The following is a 17,396-nucleotide window of genomic DNA, read 5'->3' as shown; positions in this document are numbered from 1 at the left end:
GTTTCTTGTTCAATGCTTCTTTGGTTGTGCGCCATCGACCACCGCTTTCAACTCTGCCATCGCAACCGACGGCAGGAAGCGGACAAAGAGCAGTACACAGGTGAAAAATAAACCGAATCCAAGCGATAGAATTCCATAATCATAGAGTGTCGGTGAAAAATGTCCCCAGCTCGACGGCAAAAAATCACGCGAAAGAGATGTCACAATGATAACGTACCTTTCAAACCACATGCCGACATTCACCAATATTCCAATCACAAACATAACAGGAACGTTCGTGCGAATCTTTTTAAACCAGAAGCCCTGCACAAAAATAACATTACAGGTAACCATCGTCCAGTATGCCCACGCGTACGGCCCAAGTGCACGGTTGAGGAACACAAACCGTTCGAACTGGCTTCCGCTGTACCAAGCCATGAAGAATTCCATCGCATATGCATACCCGACCATACTGCCAGTGAGAAGCATGACTTTGTTCATATTTTCAAGATGTTTTATCGTAATGATGTGCTCGAATTTGAACATCTTCCGAACAAGAATAAGCACGTTCTGCACCATCGCAAAACCGGAAAAGACTGCACCGGCAACAAAGTATGGCGGAAAGATTGTTGCATGCCAACCCGGCATAATCGAAACTGCAAAATCAAAACTCACAATCGTATGTACCGAGAGCACGAGCGGAGTAGCAAAACCTGCAAGGATAAGATACAACCGTTCATAGTGCGTCCAATGACGATTCGAAAACCGCCAGCCAAGACTCAGGATCGAATAGATAATTTTTTTATACTTATTTCCCGCCCGATCACGTAATGTTGCAAAGTCCGGTATGAGACCGAGATACCAAAAAACGAACGAAACGGTGAAATATGTCGAAACAGCAAACACATCCCACACGAGCGGCGAGTTAAAGTTGATCCACAACCCATGTTGATTGGGGTACGGGAAGAGATATCCCATCAACCAAACACGGCCAAGATGTGTCACTGTCACAAACATGCCGGCGCATATGACTGCGAAGATAGTCATTGCCTCCGCAAAACGTGCAATGGCATTCCGCCACCGCTGGCGCATCAGAAAAAGTATAGCTGAAATAAGCGTACCTGCATGACCGATGCCAACCCAGAAAACGAAATTTGTAACATCAAACGCCCACGCAACGGGCTGATTGAAACCCGCCACTCCAAGTCCTTTTATTTGGATCATTATTACTGCAAAGAGACCAAACGCCAATACAGAAAGTGTAACACCAAATGCGATCCACCACCGCTGCGATGGGAAACGATTTAATGGAGCTTCAATTGTTGCGTCAATGTCCGCCGACGCAACCGGCTTCGTTGTAATCTGTGGTTCTTTTGAATAGTCAATGACTGCTGTAGTCAAGTCGATTTCTCCGATTCAACATTGCGCAACTTGGCAAGGTATGTTACATTCGGACGCACATTCGTTTCTTCCAGTACGTGATACCCCAATGTATGCGTGCGGTATTTCGATACTTCTGAATTCTGATCATTCATATCTCCAAACACTATCGCTGTCGCAGGACACGCTTCCTGACATGCAGTTTTTACATCACTGCCTGCAAGTTCACGCCCTTGTTCTATTGCATGCTGCCGGGCTTCCATAATCCGTTGGATGCAGAAGGTACATTTTTCCATAACGCCGCGTGAGCGAACAGTTACTTCCGGATTGTGCACGAGACTAACCGGCTGCTGTTCGTAATATCCATCTGCGAAACTGTTTCGCCAATTGTAGAAATTAAATCGGCGTACTTTATACGGACAGTTATTCGAACAATACTTTGTGCCGACACACCGGTTGTACACCATCTGATTAAGACCGTCGGGACTGTGGTTCGTGGCTACAACAGGACACACATTTTCACATGGCGCATTATCGCAATGCTGACATAACATAGGTTGATGACTTAACGATGGATTTGCATCGGTTCCTGAGTAATATCGGTCGATACGAATCCATTGCATGGCGCGTCCTTTTGCCGTTTGCTCTTTGCCTACGACAGGGATATTATTTTCTACATTACACCCCGCCACACAAACATTACATCCGATACATTTGTTCAGATCAATTGCCATTGCCCATTTGACACCTTTGTATTCGACTTCGGGGGTGATATTGAGCAATTCTGTTTTTTCTTCGTGAAGGAAATTTGGATTCTTTTCGTATTCTGCAAGCGTTCCTTCGCGGATAATTTTTCTTTTGAGATGCAGATTTTTAGTGAATTCGTCATCAAGTGAATGATGTTCTTGCGTTGAAACAAGTTCGTAGTGACTCGCGGTTTTAGTTATCGTCGCCCCCGTGAACACGCGTGAGCCGGTAAAAGAGTGTTTGGATAGTAATTGGTTTGCATTCACTCCGACATTGTTTCCCACCGGACCGGCGTTTATTCGTCCATAGCCGAGTGATAGAGAAATAAAATCATCTGCTTGTCCTGGCTGTAAAAAGACCGGTATTAGTACCGATCCTTGCGGCAGCCTCACTTCTACCACATCATTGTTATCAACGTGAAGAGACTTTGCCGTCTTTGGTGAGACCGCAGCGTAGTTATCCCACACAATTTTTGAAATCGGATCCGGCAGCTCTTGAAGCCAGCCATTGTTTGCATACGAACCATCACCAAGAAAGGAACTTTCTATCAATGCGACTCCCATACCAGAGACAGGTAAGAGCGCAATTGAAGTGAGCGCACGTGTGTTATACTTTCCTGTGCTTTTAATTGGCTCATGAAACTCCACAATTCCGTCATGCAAAGAGGAGTACCAAAACGTCTTGAAATCAACTTTAAGCTTGAGCATCGGAAATACTTCTTTTTCCCAGCGGCTCATAAGGTATTCGTGGTAGATTGTTTCCTTGTAGGATTCATTTTTATTTATCCACGAAAGCACAACAGCTTCTTTTTGCCGTGTATCATACAGCGGAGCGATGACCGGCTGCTGCAGAGAAAGCATTCCGTTCCTTACTTGATAATCACCCCACGATTCGAACGCATGATTAATCGGCAGCACGAACGTACAATGCCGAGATGTTTCGTTATCCGCCTCGACAAGACCGATACTCACCGGTACGGATTTCAGCGCTTCTTCATAGCCAAATTCTTTCGGAAGATGATAGATAGGATTTGAATCAAAGTGGATGACAATCCCTACCTTTCCTGATTTCATCTCACTGACAAGAGTTTCTATTTCTTCCGACGATGATAAGGGCACAACATTCATTGCACAATGTTCCTTCTGGAAAAGTTTTATATTCCCGAGAAGCTCATTCAAATAGTTCACGGCAATATGCACTTCTTCCGAGAGAATATCCCCGGCGTATATCATCGCTTCACCGCGATAGTTCCTTAAATCGTCAACAAGGTGTTGCAGTATCTCCGTTGAAAGTCCATGTTTCTGGGCAACATCTCGAAGAGACAAACTCGAGGAAAACTTATCAGTCCCAAGTTCCGTTGCAAGCGCTAAAATAAATTCTAACTGAGCATCAGGCCGAAGTCGCAGTCTGTAATCAGCATTAGCCCCGGTAAGAGACATCACGCCCTCAATACTGTAAAAGCGGTTGAAATTCTTCGTTTTCATGACATCCCGGGCATCCGAGAATTTCCGGATTTGTTCAACAACCATTCCATCTGTCCCAAGGAAATCGGATTCCAGCGCGAGAATAATTTTCGCTTTTTCCCACTCAATGACCGGCAACTCTTTTGAACCGTAGCATTTTTGCCATGCCCTTCTGCGCGTTTCATTATTGAAAAGTGAATAGCTATAGACTTTTGTTGTTGGGAACTTCGTTTTAAATTCATCCAAGAGCTTTTTCGTTGTCGGTGAATTGATTGCCCTGGTCACAAGAGCAATCTCTTTTCCACGCTGAACCGCTTCAGAAAGACTACGGATAATTTCTTCATCGGCCTGCTTCCAGGACACATCTCCATGTTTATTGGAAGCACTGCCATACTGTGTTGTGCGCAGACGAAATGGATCGTAGAGATTCAGAATGCTCGCCTGTCCCTTTGCACAAATCTTTCCACGATTGATTGGATGATCGGGATTACCGTCGACTTTAATCGGACGTCCTTCTCGCGTCTTAATAAGAATACCACATGACTGTGAACACCCCGTACAAGTAGAAGCATAGTAATTTGGAATGCCGGGTGTCACCTCTTCGGGTTTTTTTGTATAAGGTACAATTTCACCTTTGTCTCGATAGTTTGAACACCCCGTTACAGTAAAGGCCGCGGAAGCAGCAAGCAACGCAAGGAACTGTTTGCGTGACATTCCGGACATTTCCGATGGAGAAAAATCATCTGTCACACCACCCATAAACTCATCACTATCCGGGGAAACTTCAGGTTTTTTGTTTTCCAACACACGGAGGCTCTTCCAGTATTTCGGATTATGCGCCATGAGATATTGAATCCTTATTCGTGCGTTGAACTGCCAATGGATTGATCTTAGCCTGCACAACTCTCTTACTCCCAGTGCCTGTTGTGCTGCGTACAAGGCTTGAGAACAGATTGCCCACTATCCAACCTCCTGCGATACCGCTAAAAAGTCGCACAAAAAATGAACGGCGACTATGTGAATATTTTTCTTGTGTTGTTTCCATACTCAACCGTTTAACGATGACACGCATAACAATTTTCTGGTCCCATTTTCACTCCATGAATATTTGTTAGCAAAGTTCGTGCATTGCGATGACAATTCAAGCACGCTGCCATAGAAAACTCCGATACCTGCATCGCACCATCCATATCTTCTACCTTACCATGGCAGCTCGCACATTCGATTCCTTTGTTGATATGTACACTATGATTAAAATATGCATAATCGGGTACACGATGAACGCGTTTCCATGGCAAAGCTATACCTTCGTTATAATATTTTGTGAGTTTGACGATTTCAGGTTTATCTTTTCGTGCTATTGCGTGACAATTCATGCACGTTGCCACAGAAGGAATGGTTGCATGGGGAGAGAATGAAACCGCAGAATGGCAATACTTGCAGTCAATTTGCATTGTACCAGCATGAAGCTTATGCGAAAATGCAATTGGCTGAACGGGTGAATATCCTATTCCGTCGCGTTCAGCGCGAGAATAGAAATACGTAGCAATGAACGACAGCACTCCAACAAAGAGAATGATTGGCAGACGAATGCGAAGTGTGTAATCAAGGAGCGCTTTTTTCATAAACGTTCGGTGTACATTCTCCTGTTTTTAATTATACCGGTAGAACACACCGATATGATGATAGCTTTCTGAAGCTATCCTACGAAAAAAAAGGTGCTAAATCAATTAAGTAGCGTGAATTACATTTGAAGAACTGAAATTAAAACAGTCTGGAGACGAAAATGATTCCCACTCGACTCAATATTAAGGATATTATTTTCAGTATAATCAATGCGATTATTTTCTCTCAATTAGTATGATTATTGGAGGTTTGCAATAGCAGAGAAGAATCCGTAAATTTGAATGGTGTTGAAATGGACGCTTAGCTCAGCTGGTTCAGAGCGCTGCCCTTACAAGGCAGAGGTCGTAGGTTCGAACCCTACAGCGTCCACATCTTCAGTTTTAATATCAAATAGAGTAGGTTCTGCGCCAGAGGCGCATGAGCCTTCGGCTCAGATCCCTACAGCGTTCACAAACAAAAAGTCCATGGCGAAACGGGCTGTCGTGTTCGTTAACCAAATATCCTCATATTACCTGGCTTCTTCAAACTCTCCAATTTTTTTATTTTTTTTCACATTATCCCATGTAAAATACCGGCCGTTCATTACAATATAAACACCTCGGGGGAGAGTTTGCGCAAACGCGAGCGCGCTGCCAAGATTGAATAGTCCATCTGAACTGCCAAATTTGTACGGCACCATGGCCCCGGTAAGGACAATGGTTTTATCCAGGCTCGCTTGACCAAGCACCTTTGCTGTTTCTTCCATTGTGTCTGTGCCATGTGTGATAACAATTCGATCTTCCTTACATTTCCGACTTTGTTCAACAATAATCTGACGATCTGCGTCGGTCATTTCTAAGCTATCAACAAGCATCAGTGCACGGATATCCACGGGCACTTTACATCTTCCTAATTTAAGCATTTCCGGAAGGTGTGTATCTTTAAAAAATAGTTTGCCATCCAGCTCATTGTATTCTTTGTCAAATGTTCCACCGGTAATAAAAATTCTAATTGCCATATAGTATTTCCTCTTGATATCAGTCCGTTTCTTTCTATATCGGCAGTGAAAAAGTAAACGTTGATCCTTTTCCAATTTCACTATCCACCCAAATAATACCACCATGAGCATCGACGATGCGGCGCGTAATAGCAAGACCAAGCCCGATCGATTTTTCGCCTGCGGTGGGCTTCACGCTTGTACGTGAAAACTCCTTAAACAGATGTTTCATTTCTTCAACCGGAATACCTTGTCCCTGATCTTTTACGGCAATCCACACCTCTTTTTCAAACACTCTGACATTGAGTGTAACGGTAGTATGAGAAAAAGAATATTTCAATGCATTCGTGATGAGGTTCGTAAGCACTTGTTTAATCCGCGCCTGATCGATTTGCAGAACAGGGAGTACCTCGGGAAGGTCGAGTATGATTTCTATCGACTTCGCATGTGCAAGCACACGAAGTGAAGCCTGAGCAGCGTGAAGGAGTTCGCCGATTTCTGTCGTTTCTCGCTTCAGTTGTAAATTTCCCGTCTCAATTGCCGTCACATCGAGAAGATCATTGATCAACTCCAGCATATGGTCGCTTGACTGATTCATATCATTCAGCACTTCTCTTTGATCAACGGTGAGTTTGCCTAATGCATCGGTGAGGAATAATTCAAGATACCCTTTAATGGTCGAAAGTGGATTCCGCAAATCGTGCGCTGCCATGCCAAGGAATTTATTTTTAAGCTCGTTCAATTCAAGAAGCTGCTGAAGGTACCTGCTTTTTTCTACAATAGTGGATAAATGATTAGCAATTTGAATAAAAATATCCCGATGAATTTTTGCATACATATCAGGTTTCATACTGGAAAAGAAAAGAAATCCGATGGGTTTTCCCAGTGCACTTAAAGGACATGTAAAACTGGAGCGCATTCCTTCTCTTACAATTTTTTGTGTTGAATCGGAGTGAGGGTGCTCGACAAGGTAATTTTCTAAGTTGTTGATAATACGAGGATTGCCTGTTTTCATAATGGTGTGCAAACTACTTCCTTCCAGCGGCGCCGAATATCCTTTCGTTATCACCATGTCTAATGCATCCGAACGCGCCCAATACGCACGTACAATCTTTTCGTTTTCTTCAATAAGTGCGCATCCAATGCGATCGTATGGAATAATGGGTCTAAAGGATTCAAAAACAGAATTGAGCACGTCGTCTAACATCATCCCTGAATTAACATGCGCTGTAATAGCCGAGAGCGTTCTGATTTCTTCAAAACGTTTATCCAATGAACGAGCAAGGTCTTCCAGTGCAGCTCCGAGCTCAGCCACTTCATCCGTTCCTTCTTTTGAAATAGCGACGTTGAAGCTTCCTTTCTTCATTGCATGGGCAACTTCAACATATTTCCGAATTCTTGGATCTGTGCTAGATATCATAACAATTATCCTTTGCTATTTCATACATCTCAGAATATGTCAGGATTGACACTTCACCGACACTCTTATTATTTTATTGAATTACTACCAGGATATAAACACTGATAGCACGGAGAAAACTATTGAATAGTATTAACTCTTGCCGGATTCTGGATGATATTCTTTTTTGAGAACTTTATTTACCATTGACGTAAGCTGGTCGGCTGTGTATGGTTTTGTGAGATATCCTTGAATATCGAGGCCAGCCACACCTGCCGAATTTACATCTGTCAATAAACCGCTTGAAACGACTATCTTTAAAGATGGTGCAAGCCGTCTTAATGCTCTGATGGTCGATGATCCATCCATCAACGGCATGTTCATGTCCGTTATAACGAGGTCAATGGATCCTTTTTCTGCACTGGCAAAAAGGGCAGTTGCTTCCGCTCCATCTGCAGCTGTCAGCACACGATAGCCGCGCACCTCGAGTATTTCTTTAGAAATTTCTAATACAGACAGTTCATCGTCAACAACAAGAATGTTTTCTCCGTTGCCCATTGTAGGTACATCCTCTAAATGAGGGGCAACCTTTTTCTCGGTTTGTTGAGTCGCAGGGAGAAAGATTTTTATTTCTGTTCCTTTGCCAATTTCACTGTACAATTTGATAAAACTATTGTGCGATTTTACAATGGTATAGACCATGGAAAGACCAAGTCCACTCCCCTTCCCCTTATCTTTTGTTGAAAAAAACGGTTCAAATACTTTTTCTTGAATTTCCATTGGGATGCCCGTGCCCGTATCCGCAATTGTAAGCACGACATACTGACCCGGATGAGCACCGAGTATCATGCGAGCAAAGCTTTCATCCATGTACATGCCCTCTACGGTCACGGTGAGACGGCCTCCGTCAGGCATAGCATCGCGTGCATTGAGGCAGAGATTCATCAGCATCTGTTGCAATTGTGCCGCGTCGCCCAAAACAAGCGAGAGATCCTTTGAAATTCCGATGCGTACTTGAATATTCTTAGGAAACGTTCCCTTGATAATAGATTCTATTTCCGCAATAATATATCGTAATTGTTGAGGCGCAAAGTTCTTCTCGGTACCGCGCGCAAAGGTCGATACCTGCTTAATAATGTCGCTGCCCCGTTTGGTACTCGCTTCAAGAGATGCAATAAGCTTTTTAAGGTTGGGATCAGTAAGTTTCATATTTAAGATTTGGATTGACATCAGGATAGGTGCGAGAACATTATTTAAATCGTGTGCTATACCGCCCGCTAATGTTCCTAGACTTTCCATTCGTTGTGATCGGCGAAGCTGTGTTTCAAAATAACGCTGTTCGGTAACATCACGGTCGATGGCGAGGCGGGCGTAAGGTTCACCCTCCCGATTCCGCACAAGAGACCATTGAGAGAGTGTTATTATTTTGCGGCCATTTTTGGCTCTTTGCTGCAATTCAATTTTGCATTCTCCTTTTTCAATAAATTCTTTCACTCCACGTTCGTATTTGGGCTGATCCACTTCTGCGATACACTGAGCGGCTTTTAATGACTTTGCTTCATCGAAGGTCCAACCATATAAGTTTTCAGCTGCTTTATTCCAAAAGATAAGACCATCATTCATATCCCGTAGAATAATTGGATCAAGAGCAACATTTAACAGATGAGCCTGTTCAGCGATTATTCCTTCAGCAATTTTACGCTCGGTTATATCACGGCTTACCCCAAGAACGGTATATGCAGGTCCGAGTTTATCACGGATAATATTCACACTCACTTCAGTCCATACCGTACTCCCATCTTTACATGGCTGCTGCAATTCCCAATTTGCATGAACATCTTGAATCTCATTCTCCGCTAATAAAACATTGATGCCGGCTAACACCCGAATTGCAGAGTCGGACGTAAAAGCTTCTTGGACGGATTGCCGCATCACTTCTTCTGCCGTATAGCCTCTTAAGTGAAAAACAGACGGACTGACGTACGTAAATTGTCCATCCGGATCCATCGTCCAGATCACATCTCGCATGTGTTCGGCAAGCAGTCGATAACGCATATCTGATGCTTGAAGGGCTTTTTCAACTTGCTGGCTTTTTGCGTCGGTGTTTATCGTTGGTCTGGTCACAGTATAGCCCCCAATAGTTTATAATTCGATGTCTGGGTTGAAATAATTTGTACGAAAGAATATACTTTAAATATAGTTGGATTTTCATCTACATTTCATGAATCAACTAATCTCCAAAACTGACTCCCAAATCACGCGCTGTAAGAATAATATCGCAATCGGTAGGAACGGTTTTCATCCGATGGGTTGCATCGGCAAGAGGCACATACCGTACGGTTGGCGGATCTAATGCAACCATGATCCCGGATTGTCCTTCACTTAAGGCGCGGACAGCCGCTGCGCCAAAACGAAGTGAAATGAGCCGGTCAAAAGTTGTCGGGGTTCCGCCACGCAGCAGATGTCCGAGTACCACACAACGCGTTTCTTTTCCAGTAATATCCTGAATTTCTTTCGCAACGCGTTCACCCGCACCACCAAGCTTTTCAGCCCGGCCGATTTCTTTCGAGACAACGGAAACTGTTCCGCCTTTCGGTTTAGCGCCTTCCGCTACTACGACGATAGCAAAATGTGCCCCGCTTTCCCAACGGTCTTCAATTTTATTTGCAATCTTGTGAATATCATAAGGAATTTCTGGGATGAGAATCGCATCTGCGGTACCCGAAACACCGCACTCAAGAGCAATCCATCCAGCATAGCGGCCCATGACTTCCACAACCATTACACGTTGGTGCGATTCCGCAGTCGTATGCAGCCGATCAATGCATGCTGTTGCAAACGAGACTGCCGTGTCAAATCCGAATGTAATAACTGTCTTATCCAAATCATTGTCGATGGTCTTAGGAACGCCGACCACACGTAATCCTTTTTGCGAAAGTACATTTGCTATTCCGAGCGATCCATCGCCGCCTATAGCTATAAGCGCATCAATTTTGTTTTTCTGAAACATCTTTATCAGCTCATCAGTACGATCGATTTCATGCAGTTGACCATCTTTTCCTTTTACTGGCCATTTCAGCGGATTGCCTTTGTTCGTAGTGCCAAGAATCGTTCCGCCGAGATGCGTAATACCGCGCACTTTCGACCTGGGTAGCGGAATGATTCCACCATCAGGATAATTTTTCGGTTCCAGCAATCCATTATAGCCATCGCGTATGCCGTAACATTCCCACCCGCGATTAATGGCAGAAACAACCGCTGCGCGGATGACGGCATTCAAACCCGGTGCATCGCCGCCGCCGGTGTTAATAGCTATGCGTTTGATTGGGTGACGTTTCATTGTGTATTCCTTTCTTACAAAAGAAAAACAATTCCAGCGTCGTAGCTTCTATGAGAATTAAGAAGAAAAACTCTTCATTGAAGAAATTAACTATTGCCTAATGCAATAGCAATACCTGAAATATTCTAGTGCTAATTGAGTGGGAGAATAAAGAGATGGAGCCCGCTGAATAAGCAGGCTCCATTTTGAGAAAGGGTTACTTGTTCAATTCTAAATTTAATGTGATGGTCACTTCTTTTCCAACTATCATACCGCCTGTTTCGAGCGTTTTGCTCCACTTTAAATTGTAGTCAAACCGATTAATTGTCGTAGTGGCTTTCCAGGCAGAAAGCACACCACGATCAGTTTTAAGCGTACCGTTGAGTATTGCATCAAATGTCACGTTCTTCGTCACATCGCGAATTGTCAAATCACCGGTGATTTTATATTTATTATCGCCCAGTTTTTCAAACGATGTGCTCTTAAAATTTATTTCCGGAAATTTTTCAGCATTAAAAAAGTCATCAGATTTAAGATGATTATCCCGCATGGTATTATCTGTGCTGAGGCTGCCGACCTTGATGGTGCTCTGGACTTCTGCATCCGAGAAATCATCCTTTGCGGATTTCAGAGCAATGGTAAAATCTTTGAAGCTTCCAGTGACTTCAGAAATAACCATATGGCGCACTGTGAACGTGACGCTGGAATGGACTTTGTCTAATTTCCAGTCAGATTGTGCCGACACAGACACCGCGGCAACGAAAATGGCAAGAAGGACGATTGTTATTCTTTTCATGATAGTATCTCCATAATTGATGAATGATTTTATTTTTACTACTCTATATTGTAAACTGGAAAATTAATTCATGGATAAATGCATTTGTGTATGAACCGGGCTGTTATGAAACATGAGCTCAACAATATCATAGCGCATAAACTTGAACAACGGCATCATCCTCAGTGTTTTCTCTACCGCCTCTAAAGAAGTCGCGAGCAATGTTACCCAGAGTGTTCCTCGATCAGCTGATAAACTATAGCTAGTGATAATTCCTTTTTCCATGAATCGGTTAATTTGCGCACGCTGTTCAGGAATTAAATTGATAAACTCCTCGTTAAACGATGCGGCAAATCGAATGATGATCATATATTCATTCATACGAAATTATCCGCTCTAAGAAATCATTATTTGTTTTCATTATTTATTCCTGAGATTATGCAAAGGCTTGTGCCAGCAGAATTAATACAGCGCCAAGCAACGCAATATTTTTCATGAAATTAATCATCTCATGCATCTTTGCCGTCGGGTCTTGAACCTTCCAAAAAGCATGCATAATAAATGTTACCGGTATAAGAAAGAGCGCTAAAGAAATAAAACCGACACTCGGCAATATATTAAATAGTACACTTAACCCGCCGATTAGCAGCAATAATCCAGAGAACGCTACCGATAATTTTGGCAGAGGCGTTCCCTTAGACTTCGCATATCCGGACATCATATCAAGCATTTTAAAATGGTTGAAACCGCTATAGGTAAAATAACCACCAAATAATATCCGTCCAAGATAAAGCAATATTGTTTCCATCTGATTCCTCCTTTACGAAAATGACTGAAAATAATTTTATGTGCCAACAATGTCGGCACTCTGTACGTTCTCTAAGCTTTTTCGGCTTTCCTGCTTGCGATAAGCAAGCGTGAGCGTTGCTTCAATCAAATGACGAAGCTGTTGTTTTATTCTTTGATCGACAAGCGAGCCATCCGGCAAGAATGCGGACTGTGCAAAGCGAATAAAAACCTGCGGCTGCGGAACAAGTTCAACATTCAATGCCGCAAGAACTTGCCGCAAGTGAAGCTGCGCCCGCAATGTTCCGAATAATCCATTTGAAGCGCCGAAAATAGCCGCAACCTTTCCATCAAAGGGATTTGTTTTATCGGACGCCCAGTCGATGGCATTTTTTAATACACCGGGAATTGAATGGTTATATTCAGGCGTTGCTATCAGCAGTATATCGGCTGAAGCTATCGCATCTTTCAATTTCTTTACTGATTCTGGAAATCCGTTTGCTCTCAGGTCTGCATCAAACAGCGGAAGATTGAGCGTTTTCAGATCTAAGTCTACGACATTCGTATTTAGTTCGACCGCAATCTGTTTTGCTATCTGCAGCGCTTTACGATTAAAAGATTCTGATCTCAAACTACCGGCAAACGCTAGAATATCGAGTGTTTTGATTGTCAATTCTTGTTCTCTGCTTGCAAACTCGTGCCAAGCTTCTTTAAGAGAAGTCCGAGCTCTGCTTGTTCAGATTCTGAAAGCACTGAAGCTAGTTTTACAATGAATTGCGCGTGCTTTAAAAATATTTTTCCGAAAAGGTGCTTGCCTTTCGGTGTTAATTTTACATAGAAAGCACGATGGTCGTCATCGTTAACTGAACGTTCTACGAGTCCATCTTTTTCCAAATTATCCACTACCACTGTCATGTTGCCGCCGCTGACGAGGTGTTTCTTCGTTAGATCACCGATGAGCATGGTGCCAAGATGACCAAGACATTCTATCACGCCAAACTGCGCCGGCGTCAATCCGAACGAACGGATATTTGCTGCTGTCAGGTGGCTGAATGTATCATGAGCCCGCGTGAGTTTTACCCACATGGAAAGGGCTAGATCGACTTTTTTTCCGTATTGTTTTGTGGTTTTCATGTGATATCCTTTTAAGTTCAAAGTATTTAACAGAAAGATAGTGTGGATAGTTCCCGAGATCAAGAGAAAAGAAAAGGTGTTAAAGGAGAAAAGATAGTTTTGGCTGAACTTGTAGTGGCGATGCATAAATCGCCACGATGAATCTCAATTGTCGATTTTTCCGCTTTTGTAACCCTATTTGTCTAATACCACATCAATAATCGGTACATCCCAATGGCCAATTAATATTTCGAATCGCCGCTGTTCTTCCTTTTTAAACAATTCCTGGTCTTTAAATAATTGCCGGCTAAGTTCTTTTTCATCAAATCCATCGTCAGTTGCTTGTACATTCTTCCAAACAAGAGTGACTCTGTAATCCCATCGGCCGTCTTCAGTTGCATGGAGACGTGGGCGGGCTGCTGAGATTTGAAGGAGTCTTCCTAATTCTACCTGCTTTTTTAGAATGGGATAATGGTTTTTCTTAAACAAACGAATAAACTCTTCGGCATGTCCCCATTGAGTTTTGTAATAATATTCGACCACATACGGTTTGTCCTGGTGGGCCATTGTTGTGCTCCAAATTTTATTTAGATTTGGTTCTTTTTTTACGGTAGAGACGTTCAATTTTTACCCGCCGTTTGTTTGGCGGGGAACGTCTCTACAAGTTTATTTCCCAATCGCATGGTCAATTGCGTTCCGGACTGCAGTAATATTCGCCGGCAGAAGTATGGGCGGATTCGGATAAAGTGAATTCACATCAGACAGCGTTTTCTCATGATAGTCCACCTTGAATTGTGAGAACTTCAACCCGTGCGCTGTGGATATGACTACGACACGGTCTTTCTTCGTAATAACTTTGCGTTCAATCAATTTTGAGAGCGCAGCGAGTGCCACGCCGGTTTGCGGACAAGTGAACAATCCCGCACGATCGGCACGGGCGGAGGCATTTGCTAATTCATCTTCCGTTGCCTGCTCTACGATACCGTCAAACTGCCGCAGTACTTTCACAGCTCGCTCATAACTCACCGGTGCTCCAATTTGGATTGCAGAGGCGAGAGTCTTTTTTGCCTCGACGGGTTTATATTCTTTATATCCGTTCAGAAAGCTTAGATAGAGCGGATTTGCATGCGATGCCTGCGCGCATGCAATACGCGGAAGTTTTTTAATCAGACCGAGATCGCGCATCATCAGTAGACCTTTGCCCAACGCGCTTACGTTGCCAAGATTTCCGGCAGGGATGACAATCCAATCCGGCACTACCCAATCGAACTGCTGAACGATCTCAACACCGACCGTTTTTTGTCCCTCCATCCGCAGGGAATTCATCGAGTTGGCAAGATAGATAGAATTGTCTGCGGTGATTTCCTGTACAATACGCATGCATCCATCAAAATCAGTATCGAGCGAGAGTACTGTTGCGCCATTGGCAATCGGCTGTACCAATTGCGCTGTAGAAACCTTTCCCTTCGGCAAAAAGACGATTGTTGGAATACCTGCCGCCGCACCGTATGCAGAGAGTGCAGCAGAGGTGTCGCCTGTAGAAGCGCACGCAACAGCACGAATCGGTTTTCCATCGGCGATCATCTGTTTTACAACGGAGATGAGCACCGTCATACCAAGATCTTTGAACGAACCTGTATGACTGTTGCCGCAAAGCTTTACCCACAAATCAGGAACTCCGATATCTTTCCCCAACCGTTCTGCCCAAAAACAATTTGTATGCCCTTCGTACATCGAAACAACGTTCTCATTATCAACGTCAGGACATACCCATTCTTTCTTTCCCCACACACCACTGCCATATGGCCACTTATTGATGCGCGTACGATCATCGAATAGTTTTTTCCACGATGCTGCTTTTCGGCGCTTCAGTACTTTCATGTTGTGCTGAACATCTAACAATCCGCCGCAATCTTCGCACCGGTACACAACGGCATCGATGGGATACCGGCGGCCGCAATCACGGATACATTCTAGCCAGCTGTGCTGCATATTTTTCTCCTCTTTGATACCAAGCTATTCACAAAAATCATTATATCCAAATTGTGACAATACTGACAATCATCAGTGAAAACATCGTATATCCCAAAATCTGACTTGCTTTCTCCGACTTGAATATTTTTGCAATGACATCGCCCATCTTGAGCCAAATGATCATACAAGGAATCCCGACCAACCCGAAACTTATCGCATAGACGAAAACATTCAGATGAATGTTATTTGATTGCGGCAAAAAAGCACTCGCTCCACTGATAGCCATAACCCACGCTTTCAAATTCACAAATTGCATGGAAAATGCCTGACCAAATCCGATGGCGGCTTTTTTGCCAGGTTCTATTTCCACGTTGAGCTTTCTTAAAACAAATGCGAGATAGAGCATCCACAACGATCCGACAATTTTCAATACTAATCCAGCTGTCGGATTGTTCGTAATGATATTTGCAATGCCATATCCGGCCAAGCAGAGCATAAGAAAGAACCCGAGAAAAATTCCGAGCATAACATTTCCCGAATCGTTGAAACCATATGCTTTTCCATAGGAAAGGAGCATCAAGTTGTTTGGACCTGGGGTAATAGACATCAAAGAAGCGTAAAGGAGATAACCGAATAAATTAAAACTCATGGTATGTACACGTTTCCTTACTTCAGGAAGGATTCCATCAATCGGTAACCATTGTCAAAGACGATACCTGTACGTGCGGCATTTGTTTCTCCAAGAGGCAGATGTACCTCGGCATTGATTCCATCGCCCATCATTGCAAAAGGCACCGCCTCACCCGTATGTCCCTGGGTTGATACCGGCGTAGGATGGTCAGGCATCACAAGCATTCGCCAGTTGTTGTACTTCTTGAGCTCTGCCATCACCGGCCCTACAATGTGTTTATCAATTTCTTCTAACGCTTTTTTCTTCACATCTGCTTTTCCTGCATGGCCCGCTTCATCCGTCGCTTCCACATGGACCAGAACAATGTCATATTTTTTGATCGCTTCAATTGCAGCCAATCCCTTTGCGCGGTAATCGGTATCGAAATATCCTGTCGCACCTTCAACTTTTATAAAATCGAAACCGATAAGATTTGCCAATCCTTTGACAAGATCAACCGCTGTGATTGCCGCTCCCTTCAAACCGTATTTTTTTTCGAACAATTCCATCCGGGCCTTCTTGCCATGACCCCAGAGCCATATTGAGGTTGCCTCGTTTTTTTTGAGACTCCTGCGATGAAGATTAATACGGTGGTCCTTAAATAGTTTTTCACTCTTTTTAATAAGTTCGATAAGAACATCAGCGTTTTTTCCGCGCGGTAATAATTTTATTGTCTCCACACCAATATTATCATGCGGCGGCTGTAATTGGAGATCAGGGAAATTATAATCTTTTACTATCATCAAATGACGGTAACCAACTCCCGGATAAAATCTGACGCGGTTGCTCCCTAACGCCTTGTTCAGTTCCTCGATGAATTCTTTGCCTTCTTCGCTTGAGATATGCCCGGAACTGTGATCAACCATTTTACCGTCCGCGGTTGTCACAAGATTGCAACGGAATATCCAATCGTTTTCTGTAACATCGATCCCTTGTGCAACGGCTTCGATTGGGGCTCTGCCTGTGTAATATTCTGCCGGATTATAGCCAAGCACTGCCATCATTGCGACATCGCTGCCTGGTTGAAGCCCAGAAGGTACGGTCTGGCAAAGTCCCTGTTGTCCATTCATAGCTATGAAGTCGATATTGGGTTTCTCTGCTGCTTCGAATATCGTTTTACCGCCAAACACCTGTAACGGTTTGTCCGCTGCTCCATCAGGCACAACTATAACATACTTCCTACTCAATG

General features: G+C 43.6%; 17 protein-coding genes and 1 tRNA gene. 1 reads left to right on the top strand and 17 read right to left on the bottom strand.

Annotation, left to right across the window (positions count from 1 at the left end; all coding sequences use genetic code 11):
- Positions 1–9 precede the first annotated feature (9 nt).
- Genes nrfD through NTX44_12335 form a run of 4 tightly spaced genes read right to left on the bottom strand, consistent with a single transcriptional unit; the run spans position 10 to position 5,194 of the window.
- Positions 10–1,380, bottom strand: a complete 1,371-nt coding sequence (gene nrfD, locus NTX44_12350) for a polysulfide reductase NrfD (protein MCX6122391.1) — start codon at positions 1,378–1,380, stop codon at positions 10–12.
- The gene (locus tag NTX44_12345) at positions 1,377–4,412 is read right to left on the bottom strand and encodes a 4Fe-4S dicluster domain-containing protein (protein MCX6122390.1); all 3,036 of its coding nucleotides are present in this window, start codon (positions 4,410–4,412) and stop codon (positions 1,377–1,379) included. The genes nrfD and NTX44_12345 overlap by 4 nt, the downstream gene beginning before the upstream one ends.
- A complete protein-coding gene (locus NTX44_12340) occupies positions 4,402–4,641 on the bottom strand; it encodes a hypothetical protein (GenBank protein ID MCX6122389.1) in 240 nt (79 codons plus the stop codon). The genes NTX44_12345 and NTX44_12340 overlap by 11 nt, the downstream gene beginning before the upstream one ends.
- The gene (locus NTX44_12335) at positions 4,625–5,194 is read right to left on the bottom strand and encodes a cytochrome c3 family protein (GenBank protein MCX6122388.1); all 570 of its coding nucleotides are present in this window, start codon (positions 5,192–5,194) and stop codon (positions 4,625–4,627) included. Before NTX44_12335 ends, NTX44_12340 begins: the two co-directional genes overlap by 17 nt.
- 295 nt (positions 5,195–5,489) lie before the next feature.
- On the opposite strand from NTX44_12335, the gene NTX44_12330 reads away from it, so the two are divergent.
- A tRNA-Val gene (locus NTX44_12330) sits at positions 5,490–5,564 on the top strand.
- Between the two features lie 139 nt (positions 5,565–5,703).
- Here NTX44_12330 and NTX44_12325 read toward each other — a convergent pair.
- From NTX44_12325 to NTX44_12265, 13 genes are all read right to left on the bottom strand, one after another.
- A complete protein-coding gene (locus NTX44_12325; protein ID MCX6122387.1) occupies positions 5,704–6,192 on the bottom strand; it encodes an asparaginase domain-containing protein in 489 nt (162 codons plus the stop codon).
- Between the two features lie 34 nt (positions 6,193–6,226).
- A complete protein-coding gene (locus NTX44_12320) occupies positions 6,227–7,591 on the bottom strand; it encodes an ATP-binding protein (GenBank protein MCX6122386.1) in 1,365 nt (454 codons plus the stop codon).
- A gap of 132 nt (positions 7,592–7,723) precedes the next feature.
- The gene (locus tag NTX44_12315; GenBank protein MCX6122385.1) at positions 7,724–9,694 is read right to left on the bottom strand and encodes a PAS domain S-box protein; all 1,971 of its coding nucleotides are present in this window, start codon (positions 9,692–9,694) and stop codon (positions 7,724–7,726) included.
- 106 nt (positions 9,695–9,800) lie between these two features.
- Positions 9,801–10,910 carry an ATP-dependent 6-phosphofructokinase gene (locus NTX44_12310; GenBank protein ID MCX6122384.1) on the bottom strand — a complete coding sequence of 370 codons (1,110 nt, stop codon included), beginning with the start codon at positions 10,908–10,910 and terminating at the stop codon, positions 9,801–9,803.
- A gap of 196 nt (positions 10,911–11,106) precedes the next feature.
- Positions 11,107–11,685 (bottom strand): YceI family protein, encoded by a 579-nt coding sequence (locus NTX44_12305; protein MCX6122383.1) that lies wholly within the window; start codon positions 11,683–11,685, stop codon positions 11,107–11,109.
- Positions 11,686–11,748: 63 nt separating this feature from the next.
- Positions 11,749–12,045, bottom strand: coding sequence for a hypothetical protein (locus tag NTX44_12300; GenBank protein MCX6122382.1), 297 nt, complete (start codon positions 12,043–12,045; stop codon positions 11,749–11,751).
- Positions 12,046–12,100: 55 nt separating this feature from the next.
- The gene (locus tag NTX44_12295) at positions 12,101–12,472 is read right to left on the bottom strand and encodes a DoxX family protein (protein MCX6122381.1); all 372 of its coding nucleotides are present in this window, start codon (positions 12,470–12,472) and stop codon (positions 12,101–12,103) included.
- 36 nt (positions 12,473–12,508) lie between these two features.
- Positions 12,509–13,123, bottom strand: a complete 615-nt coding sequence (locus NTX44_12290) for an NAD(P)H-dependent oxidoreductase (GenBank protein MCX6122380.1) — start codon at positions 13,121–13,123, stop codon at positions 12,509–12,511.
- Positions 13,120–13,584 carry a MarR family transcriptional regulator gene (locus NTX44_12285; protein ID MCX6122379.1) on the bottom strand — a complete coding sequence of 155 codons (465 nt, stop codon included), beginning with the start codon at positions 13,582–13,584 and terminating at the stop codon, positions 13,120–13,122. Before NTX44_12285 ends, NTX44_12290 begins: the two co-directional genes overlap by 4 nt.
- 174 nt (positions 13,585–13,758) lie before the next feature.
- Positions 13,759–14,130, bottom strand: a complete 372-nt coding sequence (locus NTX44_12280) for a hypothetical protein (protein MCX6122378.1) — start codon at positions 14,128–14,130, stop codon at positions 13,759–13,761.
- 99 nt (positions 14,131–14,229) lie between these two features.
- Positions 14,230–15,555, bottom strand: coding sequence for a threonine synthase (gene thrC, locus NTX44_12275; GenBank protein ID MCX6122377.1), 1,326 nt, complete (start codon positions 15,553–15,555; stop codon positions 14,230–14,232).
- Positions 15,556–15,595: 40 nt separating this feature from the next.
- Positions 15,596–16,186 (bottom strand): LysE family translocator, encoded by a 591-nt coding sequence (locus NTX44_12270; GenBank protein ID MCX6122376.1) that lies wholly within the window; start codon positions 16,184–16,186, stop codon positions 15,596–15,598.
- Positions 16,187–16,203: 17 nt separating this feature from the next.
- The gene (locus NTX44_12265; GenBank protein ID MCX6122375.1) at positions 16,204–17,394 is read right to left on the bottom strand and encodes a cofactor-independent phosphoglycerate mutase; all 1,191 of its coding nucleotides are present in this window, start codon (positions 17,392–17,394) and stop codon (positions 16,204–16,206) included.
- Between the last annotated feature and the right edge of the window lie 2 nt (positions 17,395–17,396).

The sequence above is a fragment of the Ignavibacteriales bacterium genome, from assembly GCA_026390575.1.
GTDB lineage: Bacteria > Bacteroidota > Ignavibacteria > UBA10030 > UBA10030 > Fen-1298.
Note: the sequence above shows the minus strand (reverse complement) of the source record. Positions and strands in the feature narration are given on the sequence as shown.